15 protein-coding genes, 1 rRNA gene and 1 pseudogene are annotated in these 18,835 nt (G+C 73.3%); 15 read left to right on the top strand and 2 right to left on the bottom strand.

The window, feature by feature from the left end; translation table 11 throughout:
• From rrf to AB0E90_RS47490, 4 genes are all read left to right on the top strand, one after another.
• Positions 1-82, top strand: a 5S ribosomal RNA gene (gene rrf, locus AB0E90_RS47475); the annotation flags it as partial.
• 1,885 nt (positions 83-1,967) lie between these two features.
• Positions 1,968-2,984 carry a Replicase polyprotein 1ab gene (locus AB0E90_RS47480; RefSeq protein ID WP_360419718.1) on the top strand — a complete coding sequence of 339 codons (1,017 nt, stop codon included), beginning with the start codon at positions 1,968-1,970 and terminating at the stop codon, positions 2,982-2,984.
• Positions 2,981-3,973: an HAD-IIA family hydrolase gene (locus AB0E90_RS47485; protein WP_360419608.1), complete on the top strand. Its 993-nt coding sequence runs from the start codon at positions 2,981-2,983 to the stop codon at positions 3,971-3,973. Before AB0E90_RS47480 ends, AB0E90_RS47485 begins: the two co-directional genes overlap by 4 nt.
• Positions 3,974-4,022: 49 nt before the next feature.
• Positions 4,023-5,306, top strand: a complete 1,284-nt coding sequence (locus tag AB0E90_RS47490; protein ID WP_360419611.1) for a methyl-accepting chemotaxis protein — start codon at positions 4,023-4,025, stop codon at positions 5,304-5,306.
• On the opposite strand, the gene AB0E90_RS47495 is transcribed toward AB0E90_RS47490, so the two are convergent.
• A complete protein-coding gene (locus tag AB0E90_RS47495; protein ID WP_360419613.1) occupies positions 5,303-5,638 on the bottom strand; it encodes an SCP2 sterol-binding domain-containing protein in 336 nt (111 codons plus the stop codon). The two genes, AB0E90_RS47490 and AB0E90_RS47495, sit on opposite strands and share 4 nt — an antisense overlap.
• Positions 5,639-5,752: 114 nt before the next feature.
• Here AB0E90_RS47495 and AB0E90_RS47500 point away from each other — a divergent pair.
• Positions 5,753-6,043 (top strand): annotated as a pseudogene (locus tag AB0E90_RS47500) (hypothetical protein); the annotation flags it as partial.
• Here the strand turns inward: AB0E90_RS47500 and AB0E90_RS47505 are convergent.
• The gene (locus tag AB0E90_RS47505) at positions 5,944-6,663 is read right to left on the bottom strand and encodes a pentapeptide repeat-containing protein (protein ID WP_360419720.1); all 720 of its coding nucleotides are present in this window, start codon (positions 6,661-6,663) and stop codon (positions 5,944-5,946) included. The pseudogene AB0E90_RS47500 and the gene AB0E90_RS47505 sit on opposite strands and share 100 nt — an antisense overlap.
• Before the next feature lie 62 nt (positions 6,664-6,725).
• On the opposite strand from AB0E90_RS47505, the gene AB0E90_RS47510 reads away from it, so the two are divergent.
• The 10 genes from AB0E90_RS47510 (at position 6,726) to AB0E90_RS47555 (ending at position 18,756) form a co-directional block, all read left to right on the top strand.
• Positions 6,726-7,025: a hypothetical protein gene (locus AB0E90_RS47510; RefSeq protein WP_360419616.1), complete on the top strand. Its 300-nt coding sequence runs from the start codon at positions 6,726-6,728 to the stop codon at positions 7,023-7,025.
• On the top strand, positions 7,025-7,870 hold the full coding sequence (locus AB0E90_RS47515) for a TlyA family RNA methyltransferase (RefSeq protein WP_360419619.1): 846 nt from the start codon (positions 7,025-7,027) through the stop codon (positions 7,868-7,870). Before AB0E90_RS47510 ends, AB0E90_RS47515 begins: the two co-directional genes overlap by 1 nt.
• The gene (locus AB0E90_RS47520; protein ID WP_360419622.1) at positions 7,871-8,758 is read left to right on the top strand and encodes an NAD kinase; all 888 of its coding nucleotides are present in this window, start codon (positions 7,871-7,873) and stop codon (positions 8,756-8,758) included.
• Positions 8,759-8,801: 43 nt separating this feature from the next.
• Positions 8,802-10,559, top strand: coding sequence for a DNA repair protein RecN (gene recN, locus AB0E90_RS47525; protein WP_360419624.1), 1,758 nt, complete (start codon positions 8,802-8,804; stop codon positions 10,557-10,559).
• Positions 10,560-10,665: 106 nt separating this feature from the next.
• Positions 10,666-11,844, top strand: a complete 1,179-nt coding sequence (gene steA / locus AB0E90_RS47530; RefSeq protein WP_360419626.1) for a putative cytokinetic ring protein SteA — start codon at positions 10,666-10,668, stop codon at positions 11,842-11,844.
• Positions 11,845-11,862: 18 nt separating this feature from the next.
• Entirely contained in the window at positions 11,863-12,798 is a 936-nt protein-coding gene (locus AB0E90_RS47535; RefSeq protein ID WP_360419628.1) for a copper transporter, read from the top strand.
• Between the two features lie 25 nt (positions 12,799-12,823).
• The gene (locus AB0E90_RS47540; RefSeq protein WP_360419631.1) at positions 12,824-13,660 is read left to right on the top strand and encodes a hypothetical protein; all 837 of its coding nucleotides are present in this window, start codon (positions 12,824-12,826) and stop codon (positions 13,658-13,660) included.
• Entirely contained in the window at positions 13,657-15,429 is a 1,773-nt protein-coding gene (locus AB0E90_RS47545) for a lipid II flippase MurJ (RefSeq protein WP_360419633.1), read from the top strand. The genes AB0E90_RS47540 and AB0E90_RS47545 overlap by 4 nt, the downstream gene beginning before the upstream one ends.
• On the top strand, positions 15,422-16,552 hold the full coding sequence (locus AB0E90_RS47550; protein WP_360419635.1) for a glycosyltransferase family 4 protein: 1,131 nt from the start codon (positions 15,422-15,424) through the stop codon (positions 16,550-16,552). The genes AB0E90_RS47545 and AB0E90_RS47550 overlap by 8 nt, the downstream gene beginning before the upstream one ends.
• Entirely contained in the window at positions 16,549-18,756 is a 2,208-nt protein-coding gene (locus AB0E90_RS47555) for a hypothetical protein (protein WP_360419637.1), read from the top strand. The genes AB0E90_RS47550 and AB0E90_RS47555 overlap by 4 nt, the downstream gene beginning before the upstream one ends.
• Positions 18,757-18,835: the final 79 nt, after the last annotated feature.

The following is an 18,835-nucleotide window of genomic DNA, read 5'->3' on the forward strand; positions in this document are numbered from 1 at the left end:
CATTCCGAACCCGGAAGCTAAGCCCTCCAGCGCCGATGGTACTGCACTCGGGAGGGTGTGGGAGAGTAGGACGCCGCCGGACTCAACGTGACAGACGAGGGCCACCCCGGTCGGGGTTGGCCCTCGTCTGCGTTTTCGTATGTCCCCCCGAGTAACTTTGTGTCGAGGCGAAGCCCGCCATGTCTGGGCCGCCGAACTGGAAGGAATGATCCGTGACTACTGGACCGCACGACGGCGGCTCCCGCGACCGCGACGATGAGCGCCGCGCCGGCCGTGGGCGGGACGGCGACTCGGATCGTGGCGCCCCGGCGTCCGGAGATCGCGGCGGCTACCGCGGCGACCGGGATCGGGGCAGTTCGTCCGGCGGTGACCGGCCGGCCGGCCGCACCGGCGGCTTCCGCGGCGGCGACCGTGGTGGTTACCAGGGTCGGCCGTCGAGTGACCGTGGCGGTTCCCAGGGCGGCGGTTACCGCGGTGGCGACCGGCCGCAGGGTGACCGGGGCGGGTTCCGCGGCGGCGATCGCCCGCAGGGCGGCAGCGGTGGTTACCAGGGCCGGCCGTCGGGTGACCGTGGTGGTTCCCAGGGTGGCGGCGACCGGGGCGGCTTCCGTGGCGGTGACCGCCCGCAGGGCGACCGCGGCGGCTACCAGGGCGGTGGCGATCGCGGTGGTTACCGCGGCGACCGCCCGCAGACCGACCGGGGCGGCTTCCGTGGCGTAGACCGTCCGCAGACCGACCGTGGCGGTTTCCGCGGTGGCGACCGTCCGCAGGGCGGCAGCGGTGGTTACCAGGGCCGGCCGTCGGGTGACCGTGGTGGTTCCCAGGGTGGCGGCGACCGCGGCGGGTTCCGTGGTGGGGACCGTCCGCAGGGCGACCGTCCCGGGTACCAGGGTGGTGGCGACCGTGGTGGTTACCGCGGTGGTGACCGTCCGCAGGGCGACCGTGGTGGTTACCAGGGCCGACCGTCGGGCGACCGTGGCGGGTTCCGTGGTGGGGACCGTCCGCAGGGCGACCGTCCCGGGTACCAGGGTGGCGGCGACCGTGGTGGTTACCGCGGTGGGGACCGTCCGCAGGGCGACCGTCCCGGGTACCAGGGTGGCGGCGACCGTGGTGGTTACCGCGGTGGCGACCGGCCGCAGGGTGACCGCGGCGGGTTCCGTGGCGGCGACCGTCCGCAGGGCGACCGTCCCGGCTACCAGGGTGGTGGCGACCGCGGGGGATTCCGTGGTGGCGACCGTGACCGTGGTGGCTACCAGGGCGGCGGCGACCGGGGCGGCTTCCGTGGTGGGGACCGTCCGCAGGGCGACCGTGGTGGTTACCAGGGTGGTGGCGACCGTGGTGGTTACCGCGGTGGCGACCGGCCGCAGGGCGACCGCGGCGGGTTCCGGGATCGGCCCCAGGGCGACCGGGGTGGGTTCCGTGGCGGCGACCGCGAGCAGAGCGGGCCGCGCAGCAGCTTCCAGGGCGGTGACCGGGGCGGCTTCCGTGGCGGTGACCGTCCGCAGGGCGACCGCCCGGGCTACCAGGGTGGCGGCGACCGTGGTGGTTACCGCGGTGGCGACCGGCCCCAGGGTGACCGGCCGCAGGGTGACCGGCCCCAGGGTGACCGCGGCGGCTTCCGCGGTGGCGAGCGTGACCGCGGCGCCTTCCGTGACCGTCCGTCGGGCGACCGTGGTGGATACCAGGGTGGCGGCGACCGGGGCGGCTTCCGTGGCGGTGACCGTCCGCAGGGCGACCGCCCGGGCTACCAGGGTGGCGGCGACCGCGGAGGCTTCCGTGGTGGCGACCGTGACCGGGGCGGCTTCCGCAGCGAACAGGACCGGGGCGGCTTCCGGGCTGACCGGGACCGCGAGGACGTCCGGGCCGAGCCGGTCGGCGACGAGGACCAGCCGGCTCCGTTCAAGGCGCCGGAGATCCCCGAGGAGATCGTCGCCACCGACCTCGACAAGGAGGTGCGCGCCGAGCTGCTGTCGCTGGCGCGGGACACCGCCGACCAGGTCGCCCGGCACCTCGTGGCGGCCGGCCAGATCATCGACGAGGACTCCGAGCTGGCGCTGCAGCACGCGATCGCGGCGCGGCGGATCGCGTCCCGGATCGCCGTGGTGCGCGAGGCGGTCGGCCTGGCCGCGTACGCCGCCGGCGACTGGACGACCGCGATCGCTGAGCTCCGGACGTACCACCGGATGAGCGGACGCCAGACCCACCTGGCCGAGATCGCCGACAGTGAGCGGGCGCTGGGTCGCCCGGAACGGGCGATTGATCTCTACCGTGGCGCCGACATCGAGAACCTCGAGAAAGAGGGCGCGATCGAGCTGCTCATCGTGGCGGCCGGCGCCCGGGGCGACCTCGGCCAGCACGACGCGGCTGTGGCGATGCTGCAGGTGCGCGAGCTGACCGCCGACGAGGACGCGAACTGGGCGGCGCGGCTGCGTTACGCCTACGCCGACGCGCTGCTCGCCGCCGACCGGCGCGAGGAAGCACGCGAGTGGTTCTCCCGGGCCGCGGCCGTCGACGAGGACCAGCTCACCGATGCGACCGAGCGGCTGCTCGAGCTCGACGGCATCTCGATCGAGGGTGACGACGAGGAGGACGAGGACGAAGAAGAGTCCGAGGCCGCCGACACCGACGTCAACACCGACCCGGTCAGCGCCGAAGCCGGCGACGACGAGGCCGGGGACGACGACCTCGACGATGAGGACGACGACGACGAGTTCGAGGACGACGAGGACCTCGACGACGCGCCGACCGACCGCGCCGACGGCCTGCCGGCCGATGACGACGAGGACGAGGACGACCTCCCGGCGGACCGCATCGCCGAGACGAAGGCCGACGCCGACGCCGACGACGACGAGGACGAGGACGACCTCCCGGCGGACCGCATCGCCGAGACGAAGGCCGACGCCGACGACGAGGATGACGAGGACGACGACAAGGCCGCCGGGGACGAGTTCGTCGCCGAGGCCGGAAAGCGGCCCCAGGAGTGAGTGACGAGCTGGTCGGCGACTACGACCTGGTCATCTTTGACCTGGACGGGGTCGTCTACCTCATCGACAAGCCGATCCCCGGCGCGGCCGAAGCGGTCGAGCGGCTGCGCGGGGCGGGCACGGCGGTGGCGTACGCGACCAACAACGCGTCGCGTCGCGCGGCCGACGTCGCCGACCTGCTCAACGGCATGGGTGTCTCGGCCGACAAGGGCGAGGTGCTCAACTCGGCCGGCGCCGCGGCGGCCGTCCTCGCCCAGCGCTTCCCGGCCGGTTCGCCGGTGCTGGTGGTCGGGGCCGAGGCGTTGCGCGCCGAGGTGCGCGACGCCGGCCTGACCCCGGTCTCCACGCTCGAGGAGAAGCCGGTCGCGGTCGTGCAGGGCTACGGCCCCGAGGTGGGCTGGCAGATCCTCGCCGAGGCCGCGCTGTCGGTGCGGGCCGGCGCCGTCTGGGTGGCCACCAACACCGACCGCACCCTGCCCAGCCCGCGCGGTCCGCTGCCGGGCAACGGCTCGCTGGTCGCGGTGCTGCGCACGGCGCTCGACCGGGAACCGGACGTGGTTGTCGGCAAGCCGGAGCCGGGCCTGTTCACCACGGCGGCGTCGCTGTCCGGCGCGCAGCGGCCGCTGGCCGTCGGCGACCGGATGGACACCGACATCCAGGGCGCGGTCGGCGCCGGCATGGACAGCCTGCTGGTTCTCACCGGCGTGAGCGGCCCGGCCGAGCTGCTGGCCGCTCCGCCGGAGCGCCGGCCGACGTACGTGTCGGCCGACCTGAGCGGGCTGTTCCGGCCGGCCGACGAGGCCCGGTTGCCACTGCGCGCGGAGGAAGCGGGCGGCTGGCGGCTGGACGGGTCGAAGCTGTCCGGATCGGGCGATCCGGTGACGGCGCTGCGGCTGCTGTGCGGGGTTACCTGGGACGGCGTACACCCGGAGGCAATTGAGGCAGCCTCGCCGGCGGCCGCCGATCTGCTGAAAAAGTGGGGCTTTTAGGTTTTCCGGAGTTGGAGCGGTCGCCCGGTATTGAACCGATGATCTAGGTATGCCGGGTGCTTTCGACAATCTGCCTCGCGGTGCGCGCCTGTCCGCAGCTTCCTGGCAGGCCCGCCATCGGATCATGGTCGGGTTGCTGTGGCTGCACGTGCCCGCGTTCCTGCTGCTCGGCATCCTCGGGCCGCGGCCGACGGCCGAGGCGATCCTGTTGCCGCTAGGCATCGCGGCGGTCGCCGCGGCAAGCCGGTTGCTCCCGACCACGACCGCCCGGTCCACGCTGGTGAGCGTCGGTCTCATCTCGTGCACGTTCGTGGCGATCGAGCTGTCCGGCGGCAACATGTCGGCGCACATCCACCTCTACGCGATTCTGATCTTCGTGGCGCTGTACCAGCAGTGGTCTCCGCTGATCACCTCGGTGGTCGTGGTCGTCCTGCATCACGCCGTGCTGGGCCTGATCGCCCCGGAACGGGTGTTCGGCATGCACCACATGAGTCTCGCCGCAGCGCTCGGGCTGGTCGCGCTGCACGCCGGGCTGGCCAGCCTCGAGGTCGTCGGCATCGTGATCTTCTGGCATTTCGCGGAGGTCGCCGAGCGGGAGAACGACCTGCTCGCCGCGCAGGCCGACCAGACCCGCCGGGATATCGAGGTGGCCGAGCGGACGGCCCGCGACCAGGCAGCCGCCGATCTTCAACAACGCTCCGACGACGCGGCCGAGGCGGCCCGCCGGATCACCGGCGAGGTGCAGGCGATCAGCTCCGAGGCGCACGCCGCGATCCGCGCCGTCGCCGCGGTCGACCGCAAGCTCGGCGAACTGACCGGGTCGGTGCGCGACATCGCTGAACGGTCCGGTGCGGCGGCCAGCACCGCGGCCGACGGCATGCAGTCGGCCACCTCGGCCGGCGAGAAGGTGCGGGCGCTGGAACGCTCGGTGGCCGAGATCGCCGCCGTGAACGCGCTGATCGCGTCGCTCGCCGACCAGACCAATCTGCTCGCGCTCAACGCCACCATCGAGGCCGCCCGGGCCGGTGAGATCGGCAAGGGCTTCGCGGTGGTGGCCGGTGAGGTCAAGGATCTGGCCCGGGAGACCGCCACCTCGGTCGAGCGGGTCAACCAGGTGATCTCGGCGATCGTGGCGGAGACCGACGACGTGGCGCAGACGTTCGGCACGACTTCGGACGCGGTCGGCGAGATCCACCAGGTGCAGCTCACCATCGCGCAGGCGGTGGAGGAGCAGGCGCGGGTGCTCACCGAGGTCACCGAGCAGCTCACCGAGGCCACCGAGGCCGCCGACCACGTGCTGGCCGGCCTCGACCGCCTCACCGGCTCGCGCTAAAGGAGCTTCCGCAGTTTCAGTAGGTCGAACGGGTTCGCCTTCACCGAGATCTGGCGGGACGCGATCGCTCTGGTCACGTCGAGGTTTCCGGTGAGCAGGGCGACTAGGTCGTCGCTCGCGGCGGTCAGCGCGATCTTGGCTTTCGGGTCGTCGCCGTCGGCGATGTCGGCCAGCCGGCCGTCGCTGAGCCGGGCGTGGAAGGCCGTGCCCAGGTCGGTGACGCGGCACGCGAGGGTGCGGTCGAGATCGAGTTTGCCGCGCGCCTCGGCGTTGCGATCGAGCTTCGCCGCCAGGTCATGCAACGCCTGCCGACATTCGTCCACGCTGGCCATCCGCCAACCTTTCCTCGCGACACCGCCCGCCGTACCGCACCGTACCTCAGTAGGTGTTCGAACCGCCCGGTAGCGTGGCACCCGACGTGAGGCCGCTGAAGACTGGGAGGGATCATGCCGGACGCATGGCGGGCGTATCTGGAGATGGCGCTCGGGTTGACCGAGGCGCCGCGCAAGCGCGCCCAGAAAGCGGTGGGTGACCTGGTCAACCGGGGCGGGGCCACGGCGGGGCAGTTGCAGGGCCTGGTCGAGGACCTGATGTCGGCCGGGATGGCCAACCGCGAGGCGCTGACCAACATCGTGCGTTACGAGGTCGACCGGGCGCTCGGCGTCGTCGGCCTGGCCACGGCCGAGGAGGTCACCGAGCTGACCACCCGCGTCCGCGATCTGGAAACCGAGCTTCGCACCGCGCAGGCCAAGGTCGCGGCGCAGGCCGAGCCGGCCGGCGCCCGGCTGGAACAGCCCGCGCCGCTGCCGCGCAAGGTGGCCAAGAAAACGGTGGCGAAGAAGGCCGTGAAGGCCACGCCGAACGCGATGCCGTCGGCGGGGACGACGCCGGCCACCCCGGCGGCGAACATACCGGCCGCCCCCACCAAGCCGGTTCCGGTCAAGAAGGTGGCGAAGAAGACCGTCGCCAAGAAGGCCGTCAAGAACGCGCCCGGTCTGGCCGAGTCGCCGGTGGCCGCGGTGAAGGAGGCCGCGGAAGCGGTCGAGCTTCCGCCGGTCTCGCCGAGCATGCCGGCCGCGCGGAGCGTGCCCTCCTTCCCGACCGAGCCGGCCGAGGCTTCTCCGGTCGACCCGGCCCCCACGCAGTCGTCGGCCGCCGCCGCGCCGCCGGCCAAGGCCGTCGCGAAGAAGGCGCCGGCCAAGAAGGTCGCGACGACCGCGTCAGCGCCGGCGAAGAAGTCCGCGCCCACCAAGTCCGCGCCCACCAAGTCCGCGCCCACCAAGTCCGCGCCCACCAAGTCCGCGCCCACCAAGTCCGCGCCCACTAAGGCCGCGCCCGCGAAGTCGGCGGCGGTCACGTCGGCGCCCGCGAAGAAGGCGGCCAAGAAGGCCGCTCCGAACAACCCGGAGGCATGAGGTCATGACCTTCCCGCACCCACCGCAGCCGGGCCCGCGCCCCGGAGGCTTCCGGCCCGGCCCACCCCCCGGTGGCTTCCGGCCGGGTCCGCCGGCTCCGGCTCCGGTCCACAACCCGCAGCCGTACGCCGAGAGCACCGCCCCCGCCGAGCCGCGGATCGTCGAGGAGACCGGGCATCCGGCCGTCGACGCCGTGCTGCGCTCGCTCGCCAACGCCGCCCAGCTGGCGCCCGGTGAGCAGATCGCCGCCTACGAGGCCGCGCACCAGGTGCTGCAGGAAACCCTGTCGAGCATCGAGGGCTGATGGCCCGGCGAGTTCGACTCGACGCCGAACTGGTGCGTCGCAAGCTGGCCCGCTCCCGGGAACAGGCCGCCGCCCTGGTGGAGGCCGGCCGGGTGCAGGTGCATGGCACGGTGGCCCGCAAGGTGGCCGCCATGGTCGACCCGGCCGACCCGGTGCTGGTCACCGGCGAGGACCCGGCAACCGAGTACGTCTCCCGCGGCGGGCACAAGCTGGCCGGGGCGCTCGCCGCGTTCGGCCCGCGCGGGCTGGCCGTCGCGGGGCGGCGCTGCCTCGACGCGGGCGCCTCCACCGGCGGCTTCACCGACGTGCTGCTGCGGGCCGGGGTGGCCCAGGTGGTCGCGGTGGACGTCGGTTACGGGCAGTTGGCCTGGCCGATCCGCACCGACGAGCGGGTCGTCGTGCTGGAGCGCACCAACGTGCGAACCCTCACGCCGGACATGATCGGCGGCCCGGTCGACCTGACTGTGGCGGATCTCTCGTTCATCTCGCTGCGCCTGGTGCTGCCGGCGCTCACCGCCTGCACGGCCGGTGACGGCGACCTCGCGCTGATGGTGAAACCGCAGTTCGAGGTGGGTAAGGAACGGGTCGGCACGGGTGGGGTGGTGCGCGACTGGCAGTTGCGCGCCGAGGCCGTGATGGACGTCGCCGCCACCGCCGCTGAGCTGGGCCTGGGTGTGGCCGGGGTGACCGCTTCACCGTTGCCGGGGCCGAGCGGCAACGTCGAGTTCTTCGTCTGGTTCCGCCGGGACGCGCCTTCCGCCGATCGTGCGGAGATCGAGCGAGTGGTCGCGGCCGGGCCGTCCGGGGCGGTAGTTTCTGCGCCGGATGCCCCCATTGGAGGTTGAATGATGCGCTCGGCCTTGCTGGTAACGCACACCGGGCGCCGGCAGAGCACCCAACACGCCCAGACCGTGGTCCGCGACCTGCTCGCCGCCGGCTTCGAGGTGCGGGTGGTGTCCGAGGAGGTCGCCGACCTCGACCTGCCGCCGGAGGTGACGCCGGTCAGCGGCCTGTCCGCGGCCGAGGGCGTGGAGATCGTGCTCGCGCTCGGCGGTGACGGCACGTTCCTGCGGGCGGCCGAGCTGGCCCGGCCGGTGAAGGCGCCGCTGCTCGGCATCAACCTGGGCCACGTGGGCTTCCTCGCCGAGGCCGAGGTCGCCGACATCGACCAGGCCGTGCAGGAGATCGTGGCCGGCACGTACAAGGTGGACGAACGGCTCACGCTGGACGTCCGCGCCGAGTACGACGGCCGGCTGATCGCCGACTCGTGGGCGCTCAACGAGGTCAGCGTCGAGAAGGGGCAGCGGGCGCAGATGCTCGAGCTGCTGGTCGACGTGGACGGCCGGCCGCTGGCCCGGTACGGCTGTGACGGCGTGGTCTGCGCGACTCCGACCGGCTCGACGGCGTACGCGTTCTCGGCCGGCGGCCCGGTGGTGTGGCCCGAGGTGGAGGCGCTGCTGCTCGTGCCGATCAGCGCGCACGCGCTGTTCTCCCGGCCGCTGGTCACCGCGCCGACCTCGTCGTTCGTGGTGACCGTCGACCCGTACACCTCGTTCGCGGTGCTGTGCTGCGACGGCCGCCGCACCTGGGATCTTCCGCCCGGCGCGAAGGTCACGGTGGAGCGCGGCCAGCTCCCGGTCCGCCTGGTGCGACTGGCGCCGAAACCGTTCACCGACGTGCTGGTGGCCAAGTTCGCTCTGCCGGTCGAAGGTTGGCGCGGCAACCGAAGGTGAACGCGTTGGGCAATTGTCGGTGGGCACCACTACTGTCTGCCCTGTGCTGGAGGAGTTGCGGATCACCGGGCTCGGCGTCATCGATGACACGACGCTGAAGCTGACGTCGGGCATGAATGTCATCACCGGTGAGACCGGTGCGGGCAAGACCATGGTCGTGACCGGCCTCGGTCTGCTGTTCGGTGGCCGGGCCGATGCCGGCCGGGTGCGTGCCGACCCCGGCCGTGCCATCGTCGAGGGCCGGCTGCGGATGGCCGGGCCACTCGCCGACGCGGTGCTGCAGCGCATCACCGAGGCCGGCGCCGAGGTCGACGAGGACGGCTCGGTGCTGCTCAGCCGCACCGTCACCATCGAGGGCCGGTCCCGGGCGCACGTCGGCGGCCGCAGCATGCCGGTCGCGATGCTGTCCGAGGTGGGCGATCAGGTCCTGGCCGTGCACGGCCAGTCCGACCAGTTGCGCCTGCTGCGCCCGTCCGAGCAGCGCGCCTCGCTCGACCGGTTCGCCGGCCCCGAGCACGAGAAACTCCTCGACACCTACCGCGAGGCGTTCACCCGCTGGCGCGCCGTGGTCGAAGACCTGGCCGATCGCCGCCGCAACGCGCGTGCCCGCTCGCAGGAGGCCGACCTGCTCAAGCTCGGCCTCGACGAGATCACCCGGGTCGACCCGCAGCCCGGCGAGGAGGAGGAGCTGCGCGCCGAGGTGCAGCGGCTCGAGCACGCCGAGGGTCTCCGCGTCGCCGCCGCCACCGCCGCGCAGGCCCTGGCCGGCGGGGCCGAGGTCACCGACGACCTGCCCGACGCCACCCAGCTGCTCGGCACCGCCCGGCGCACCCTGGAGGCGCAGGCGTCGGTCGACCCGTCGCTGGCCGACCTGGCCGCCCGCCTGGAGGAGGCGGCCACCCTGATCGGCGACGTCTCCGCCGAGCTGTCGGCCTACCTGATGTCGCTCGACGCCGACCCGGCCCGCCTCGAGCAGATCTACGAGCGGCGGGCCGAGCTGCGCGGCCTGACCCGCAAATACGCGGACGACGTCGACGGCGTGATCGCCTGGGCCGAGGAGGCCCGCACCAAGCTGGCCGTCCTGGACACCTCGGACGAGCTGCTCGAGGAGCTCGACCGGGAGCGTCAGCGGCTCGCCGCGCAGGTCGGTGAGTTCGCCGCGCGGCTGACCGCGGCCCGCGCCGAGGCGGCCGTCCGCTTCTCCGAGGCGGTCAGCGTCGAGCTGGCCGGCCTGGCCATGCCGCACGCCCGGGTCGAGGTCGCGGTCATCCCGCGCTCGGTCGGCAAGGACGAGCCCACCGTTGCCCATGACGGCGCCGAGCTGCCGGTCGGGCCGGACGGCGCCGACGAGGTCGAGCTCCGGCTGGTCGCCCACCCCGGCGCGCCGTCGCTGCCGCTGCAGAAGGGCGCGTCCGGCGGCGAGCTGTCCCGGGTCATGCTCGCCATCGAGGTGGTCTTCGCCGGCGCCGGTGGCCCCGAGACGCTGGTGTTCGACGAGGTCGACTCCGGCGTCGGCGGCACCGCGGCGGTCGAGATCGGCAAGCGGCTGGCCCGGCTGGCCCGCACCCACCAGGTTCTCGTCGTCACCCACCTGCCGCAGGTGGCCGCGTTCGCCGACCGGCACCTGGTGGTCGCCAAGGACACCGGCGGCGCGATCACCACCAGCGGGGTGCGTATCGTCGAAGAGACCGAACGCGCTCGTGAGCTCTCCCGCATGCTGGCCGGCCTGCCCGATTCCGATCTGGGCATCGCGCACGCGGAGGAGCTGCTGGCCGTGGCCGGTCGGGAGAAGCGGGGCTGATCGCTCGATCAGCGGGGGAACTAGCGGGGCGCTTTGCCCCGATTTGTGGGTGAGGCTGCGCATGTCGCGAGCTAGGCGGGTGATCCGTCGTGTCAGGATGACCGGGATGCGACTACCCACTCTCCGGCGTGCCCGAAGCCTCGATCCTGAGGCGATCACCGGCACCGCCCGCCTCGACCGGCGCACGAAACGGCTCACCGGCCGCCTGCGCCCGGGCGATATCGCCGTGATCGATCACGTCGACATCGACCGGGTCGCGGCTGACGCGCTCGTCGCGGCCGGGGTGGCGGTCGTGCTCAACGCCAAACCGTCGATCTCCGGCCGCTATCCCAATCTCGGCCCCGAGGTCCTGATCAAAAACGGCGTGCTGCTCGTCGACGATCTGGGCGAGGAGGTCTTCGAGCGACTGCACGAGGGCGACCTCGTCACCGTCGAGGGCGACACCGTGCTGCTGGCCGGCGAGCCGATCGCCTCCGGCGTGCGACAGGATTCCGACACCGTGGCCGCCTCCATGGCCGACGCCCGCGAGGGCCTGTCGGTGCAGCTCGAAGCGTTCGCGGCGAACACCATGGATTACCTGAAGCAGGAGCGCGACCTGCTCCTCGACGGCGTCGGCGTGCCCGACGTGCAGACGAAGATCGCCGGCCGGCACGTGCTGATCGTGGTGCGCGGCTACGACTACAAGGACGACCTCGACGTCCTTCGGCCGTACATCCACGAGTACAAGCCGGTCCTGATCGGGGTCGACGGCGGCGCCGACGCACTGGTGGAGAACGGCTACACCCCCGACATGATCATCGGGGACATGGACTCGGTGACCGACGACGTGCTGCGCTGCGGCGCCGAGGTGGTCGTGCACGCCTACCCCGACGGCCGGGCGCCCGGCCTCGAGCGGGTGCACTCGCTCGACGTCGCCGCCCTGACCTTCCCGGCCGCCGCCACCAGCGAAGACCTGGCGATGCTGCTCGCCGACGAGAAGGGCGCCACCCTGATCGTCGCGGTCGGCACCCACGCCAACCTGGTCGAGTTCCTCGACAAGGGCCGCGGCGGCATGGCCTCGACGTTCCTCACCCGGCTCAAGGTCGGTGGCAAGCTGGTCGACGCCAAGGGCGTCAGCCGCCTCTACCGGCAGAACATCTCCGGTTCGGCGCTGCTGCTGCTGGTGCTGTCCGCGATCGCCGCGATGGCGTCGGCCGTGGCCGTGTCGACCGTCGGCAAGGCGTACCTCACGGTGGTTTCCGAGTGGTGGGACAATCTGGTCTTCCAGCTCGGCCACCTCTTCTAGCAGTTTCGGGGCTCTGTCGTGATCAACTTCCGGTACCACGTGGTGTCGCTCACCGCGGTCTTCCTGGCTCTGGCCATCGGCCTGGTCGTGGGCACCGCCGCGCTCAACGGGCCGGTGGCCGACAACCTCAAGAGCCAGATCACCGCGCTCAACAAGGACCTCAGCAACAAGCGCGACCAGATCAACCAGAACCGCGACGAGATCAACCGCAACCAGGAGTTCGCCACCGAGATCGCGCCGTTCTACCTGGCCGACAAGCTCGCCACCCGCAAGATCGTGGTGATCGCCATGCCCGGCACGAACGATTACGCCGACGGGGTCATCCAGATGCTGAAGGTGGCCGGCGCGACGGTCACCGCCAAGGTCACGGTGCAGGACAAGTTCTTCGACCCGAACATGAACATCGAGCTGCTCGACCTGGCCGGGCAGTCGTCGCAGCCGACCATCGGGATGGAAGGGCTGCCGCTCAACAGCGACGCCGTCGAGACCGCGAGCGCGCAGCTGGCCTCGGCGTTGCTGCAGCACGCCAGCGGCACCCAGCCGAGCGTCAACGATGTGACGGCGGTGCTCACGGCGTACACCAAAGGCAGTTATCTGACGGTCGACAAGGGCGCGGTCGGCGGCGCCGACGGTGCCGTGATCGTCTCGGGCGAGCCCTACACCGACAAGGACGCCGCCAAGAAGGGCCAGTCGCAGGTCACCATGGCCAACCAGTTCCACGAGGTCAAGCCGCTGGTGGTGGCCGGGCTGGGCGTCGGCGACGGCAACCTGATCTCGGCCGTGCGGGGCGACCCGACGCTGGTCAAGGAGATCTCCACGGTGGACAACGCGAGCACCGTGCAGGGCCAGGTGGCGACCGCGATGGTCACCTTCGAGCGGCTGGTGCAGGGCAAGATCGGTCAGTACGGCCTGAACGCCGGCGCCTCCTCCCTGGTGCCGAAGGCCGCGAGCTAGTAGCGGGTCTCTAGACTTCCGGGTCATGGCCACAGGAGTCCTCAGGTCGTTCGGCGTCGGCGCGTCCGTCGCGCGCGGCGCGCTCGCCTGGATCCGGCGCGACCCGAAATCGGCGATGCTGGAACGCACCAACTTCCACGGCCGCACGGTCACGCTGGCCGGCGGTCCCGCCCTCGCACTCGGCGCCTCCGCCGGGGCTGCCCTGGGCGCGGCCAACGCGCGCACGTCGGCGGCCGCGCTCACCGCGGGGCTCGTCTCCGGGGCGGTCGGGCTCTACGACGACATCGTCGGCAACCAGCCCGCGCAGAAGGCGGTCAAGGGCTTCGCGGGGCACCTCGGCGCGCTGCGCGAGGGGCAGGTCACCAGCGGTCTCCTCAAGATCGTCGGAGTCGGCGCGGCCGGGCTCGCGGCCTCCGCGCTGATCGGCAGCCGCCGCACCAGCTTCCTCGGGCGGACCACCGACGTGCTGCTGGGCGCGGGCGTGATCGCCGGCGCGGCCAACGCGGTCAACCTGTTCGACCTGCGGCCGGGGCGGGCGATCAAGGCCGGCGCCGTGATCGGTGCGCCGCTGGCTCTCGGCCGTGGCGGGGGAGTGGCCGCGGGCACGCTCGGCGCCTCGGCCGCGCTGCTGCCCGACGACCTCGCCGAGGAGATCATGCTCGGCGACGCCGGGGCGAACTCGCTCGGCGCGCTGCTCGGCGTCGCGCTGACCGCCCGCACCGGCACGTTCGGGCGATTCGTCGCCCTCGCCGGGCTGGCCGGCCTCACCGCCGCCAGCGAGCGGGTCAGCTTCACCCGGGTCATCGAGGACACGCCGTGGCTGCGCCGCCTCGACGAACTGGGCCGCCGGCCGACCGCGTGACGAATCGTGACCCAAGCCAGATCGGTACTGTCCGGATCGCCGGCGCCGCGGCGCTGATCACCGGTCTCACGGTCTTCGCTCGGATCGCCGGTTTCGCTCGCACCTTCGTCTTCCTGCACACGGTCGGCATCGACGACCTGGCGAACATCTACAACGCCGCCAACACCATCCCGAACATCGTCTTCGAGCTGGTCGCCGGGGGCGCGCTGGCGAGCCTGGTGGTGCCGCTGCTGGCCGGGCACGTGGCGGCCGGCGACACCCGGCGGGTCGGGGCGGTCTCGTCGGCTCTGCTGACCTGGGTGCTCGTGCTGATGGTGCCGCTGGCGCTGCTGGTCTGGCTGCTGGCCGGGCCGATCGCCGGACTGCTGCCCAAGGTGCCGGCCGACCACCAGGAGACCGCGGCGAGCATGCTGCGGGTCTTCGCGCCGCAACTGCCGCTCTACGGCATCGGCATCGTGCTCACCGGCGTCCTGCAGGCCCACCACCGCTTCGCCTGGCCGGTGATCGCGCCGCTGCTGTCCAGCGTCACGGTGATGGGCGCCTACCTCACCTACGCGGCGGTCGACGGAGCCAAGAGCGACTTCGGCGGACTGACCCGCACCGGCGAGCTCACACTGTCCGCGGGCACCACGGCCGGCGTCGTCGTACTCGCCCTGTGCCTGCTTATCCCGCTGCGGAGACTGCGCCTGCGCCTGCGGCCGGCGCTTCGCTTCCCCGGCGGCGAGGGGCGCCAGGCGGTGCGGCTCGGCTGGGCCGGCGCGGTGACCGTCGGCTCGCAGCAGATCATGACGATCGTCGTGATCGCGCTTGCCGTCAGTGGCGCGCTCACCGCCTACAACGCGGCCCAGACCGTGTTCCTGCTGCCCTGGGCGGTGCTCGCGGTGCCGTTGGCCACCGCGGTCTATCCGACGCTGTCGGCGGCGGCCGCCCGGGGGGACGAGGAGACCTATCGAGCGTCGCTGTCCGCCTCGGCGCGGACCGTGGTCCTGCTCGCCGGGCTCGGCGCGGCCGCCCTGGCGGCCCTGGCCGGCCCGATCTCCTACCTGATCGACGCCCAGCCCGCCGAATCCGGCATTGCCGGATTCGCGCCGGGGCTCTTCGGTTATGCGCTGTTCGCGCTGCTGTCGCGGGCCCTCTACGCCCGCGGGGCCACCGTCGCGGCGGCCGCGTCCACGGCGGCCGGCTGGCTGGTGGCCGCCGCGGTCGCGCTGATCACGGCCGGCGCCGGCGGCGGGGCGACGGTGCTGGGGCTCAGCCTGGCCAGCTCGGCCGGCATGACCGTGCTCGGGGTGCTGCTCGTCCTCGCGGTCCGCCGGCACGCGGTCGGCGATGCGCTGGCCGGGCTCGGCCGGGCCACCACCGTCGGTATCGTTGCCGCGGGAATCGCCGCCCTCGCCGGCTGGGGTGTGGTGGCCGGAATCGGACACTTGGTGGGCGCGCGACCCACCCTGGGCGGCAGCCTGGTGCAGGGCGTGCTCGGCGGCCTCGTGGTGCTGGCGGTGTTCGGCGCGGTGGTCTACCCGACGGCCCGCCAGGACCTGGCTCCGGTGACCCGTCGCATCCGCGCACTGCGCGCCCGATCAGCCCGCCGCGGAGCGGGAGAGGATGGGCCGGCCAACGTGAGCGGCGGCGGGCCGGCTTCCCAAGGCGGCGGGTCGGCTCCCCAAGGCGGCGGGCCGGCTTCCCAAGGCGGCGGTCCGGCTTCCCAAGGCGGCGGTCCGGCTTCCCAAGGCGGCGGTCCGGCTTCCCAAGGCGGCGCTGATGCGTGAGGAAGGGGACGGCGTGATCGAGGACGACGGCTGGCGTGGTTCGGTGGCGCTGGTGCTGGCCTCCAGCACCGGCGGGATCGGGCAGCATGTCGCGTCGCTCGCCCGCGGCCTGCGCGCGGCCGGCTGCGAGGTGCTGGTCTGCGGCCCGGAGGCCACCGACGAGCTGTTCGGCTTCACCGCCGGCGGCGCCACCTTCGTGCCGGTGGAGATCCCGGCCAACCCCGGCGCCTCGGACGCCGGCGCCGTGCGGCAGCTCAAGAACGCCCTGGCCGGCCGCCCGATCGACGTGGTGCACGCGCACGGCCTGCGCGCCGGCTTCGTCGCCGGCCTGGCCCGCCCGGGCGTCCCGCTGATCGTCACCTGGCACAACGCCGTCCTCGCCCGGGGCCTGCGCGGGCAGGCGTCCGCGCTGGTCGAGCGGATCGTGGCGCGCAATGCCGCGCTCACCCTCGGCGCCTCCGACGACCTGGTGGCCCGGGCCAAGACGGTCGGTGCCCGCAACGCCCGCCTCGGCGCGGTCGCCGCCCCGGCGCTCCGGCCGGCCAAGCGCACCCGCAGCGCGGTCCGGGCCGAGTTCCGCCTCAAGCCGAACACGCCGCTGATCCTCACCGTCGGCCGGCTGCACCCGCAGAAACGCTACGACCTGCTGGTCGACGCGGCCGCCCGGTGGCGCGACCTCGACCCGGCCCCGGTCGTCGTGGTGGCCGGCTCCGGGCCCAGCTACATGTCCCTCGCCCAGCGTTCCTCCGAGCGGCACGCTCCGTTCTACCTGCTCGGGCACCGCAAGGACGTGCCCGACCTGCTCGCCGGGGCCGACCTCGCGGTGGTCACCAGCGACTGGGAGGCCCGGCAGCTGTTCACCCAGGAGGCGCTCACCGCGGGCGTGCCGCTGGTCGCCACCGCCGTCGGCGGCGTGCCCGGCCTGGTCGACGACGCGGCCGTGCTGATCCCGCCCGGCGACCTGGACGCCCTCGACAACGCCGTCCGGGAGTTGCTGGCCGACCCGGCGATGCGTGCCGACTACCGCGAGCGTGGCCTGCGGCAGGCGGCCACCTGGCCCAGCGAGGCCGACACCGTGAACGACGTCCGGGCCGCGTACGCCGACGTGACGGCGCGCGGGTGAAAGCGCTCGACCGTCTCCGCCGGGTCCGGCCGTTCGGCACGCCGGCCGGGCAACGGGCCGCGACCTGGGTCCCGTACGCCATGGTCCTGCTAGCCGTCGCGGCCAGCCTGACCGGTCTGACCCTGCGACCGGCCACCGGCCCGCCACAGCAGACCGTCGACTACGTGATCATGGCCGGTGCCGCCGGATTGCGCTGGGACGACCTCGACCCGCAGACGACCCCGGCCCTGTGGCGGGAGGCCACCGAGGGCTCGATCGGCTGGCTGTCGGTGCGCTCAGCGGCCCGCAACACGTGTCCCGCCGACGGCTGGGTCACTCTCGGGGCCGGCAACTACGCCGCCTACCCGCGGGCGGGCGGGAGCCAGTGCGTGGCGCCCGCGCCCGAGATCACCGAGCCGGACGAGATCGGCGCCAACATCACCAACCAGCGCAACATCGTCCGCGACAACCAGGACCGGCTGCCGTACGGCGCGGTCCCGGGCGCGCTCGCCGAATCGGTGCGCTGCACCGTCGCGGTCGGCTCCGGCGCGGCCATCGCGGCCGCCCGCCCGTTCGGCCGGGTCGACCAGTACGAGGCCGAACTGCCCGCCGACCCGAAAAAGCTGCTCTCCGACTGCATCCTCAGCTTCGTCGACCTCGGCACCATCAGCGGCTCCGGAGCGGCCCGCAAGGCCGCCGTCGCCGCGGCCGACGCCACCCTCGCCCGGGTCGTCGCGGCCCGGCCGGAGAGGTCGCTGCTGCTGGTCGCGGGCGTCTCCGACACCGACCAGGGCTCCCGGCTGCACGTCGCGATCGCCGAGGGTCCGGGCTGGAACGGCGGCTGGCTGACCTCCGCCGGCACCGGCCGCGACGGTTATCTGCAGCTGATCGACCTGGCGCCGACCGTGCTCACCGCCCTCGACAAGTCCCAGCCGGACAAGCTGTTCGCCGGGCGGGCCGCCAACGTCGTGCCCGGCAAACCCGACAATGTCGCCGACGCCGTGCAGGGCGATCACAACGCCGACCGGCGGGCCACCGCGCAGAGCGGCGTCGCCTCGATCTTCTTCACCGTGCTGGCGATCCTCGAGTTCCTGATCTTCGCGCTGCTCGTGCCGGTGATGGTCCGGGCCCGCCGGCACAGCGGTCCCAAGGGGCCGGCCCTGCCGTCCGGCCGGGTCGTGGCGGCCCTCGAGCTGGCGCTGATCGCGGTCGCGCTGGCGCTGCCGGCCGCGCTGCTCGCGGACGCGTCGCCGTGGTGGCGCAGCGATCATCCGGCCTGGGCCTTCGGGCTGGTCACCGGCGTGCTGATCATCGCCGGCACGGCCCTGGTGCGGGCCGCGCCGCGCTACCGGCGCACGCTGTGGCCGATGGCCGCGATCGCCGCCATCGGGGCCGTCGTGGTCGGCCTGGACCTGCTCACCGGCGCTCAGCTTCAGCTCAACGGCGTGGCCGGCTATTCGGCCACCACCGGCGCGCGGTATGCCGGCGTGGGCGGGGTCGGGGTCGGCGTCTTCGTGGCCGGCCTGCTCGTGCTGGCCGGCTCGCTCGCCCAATGGGTCACCCGGACGTGGCGGCCGGTCATCGTGGTGCTGCTCGGCGGCATCGGCGTGGTCATGGTCGGCAGCCCCTACCTCGGCGCCGACGCGGTCGGGGCGATCGCGGTCACCGCCGGGGTGTGCGTGGCCGCGGCGATCAGCACCGGCGGCTGGCTCACGTTCCCCCGGTTCGCCTGGTCGGCCGTCGCCGGGCTCGCCGTCACCATCGGGTTCGCGGTCATGGACCTGCGCCGGCCCGAGCTCGAGCAGGGCAGCCTCGGCCGGTTCCTCACCGAGCTGGCGGGCGGCACCGGTGGCCCGGCGATGCAGCGCGCCGCCGCGGCCAACGGCGAGACGCTGCTGTCGAGCCCGCTGACGGTCCTGGCGCTCATCGGCGTACTCATGCTGGCTTTTTGTCAGTACTCACCGTGGGGTGGCCTGAACCGGCTCTTCGGGCTGCATCCGGCGATCCGGGCGGCGATGGCCGGCACCACGGTGGCCACCCTCGTCGCCGGCCTGCTCGGCGGCTCCGCGCTGACCGTGGCCGGGGCCGCGGCGGCGTTCATCGTGCCCGCCGCGGTGCTGACCACGCTGCGGGTTCTGCTGCACGCCGCCGACCGCACCCGGCCCGACGGTCAGACCGACGGTCCGGGCGGGCCCGCCCTGCGCAAGTCCTTAGCATCTCGTTGACACGCGCCGCGACCAGCCCGAACGTGCGCTCCCGTCAGCAGGTGTTACGGTGAACTCCCGTGGATGGGGCTCACAACCC

The organism is Actinoplanes sp. NPDC026619 (genome assembly GCF_040638295.1).
Lineage (GTDB): Bacteria > Actinomycetota > Actinomycetes > Mycobacteriales > Micromonosporaceae > Actinoplanes.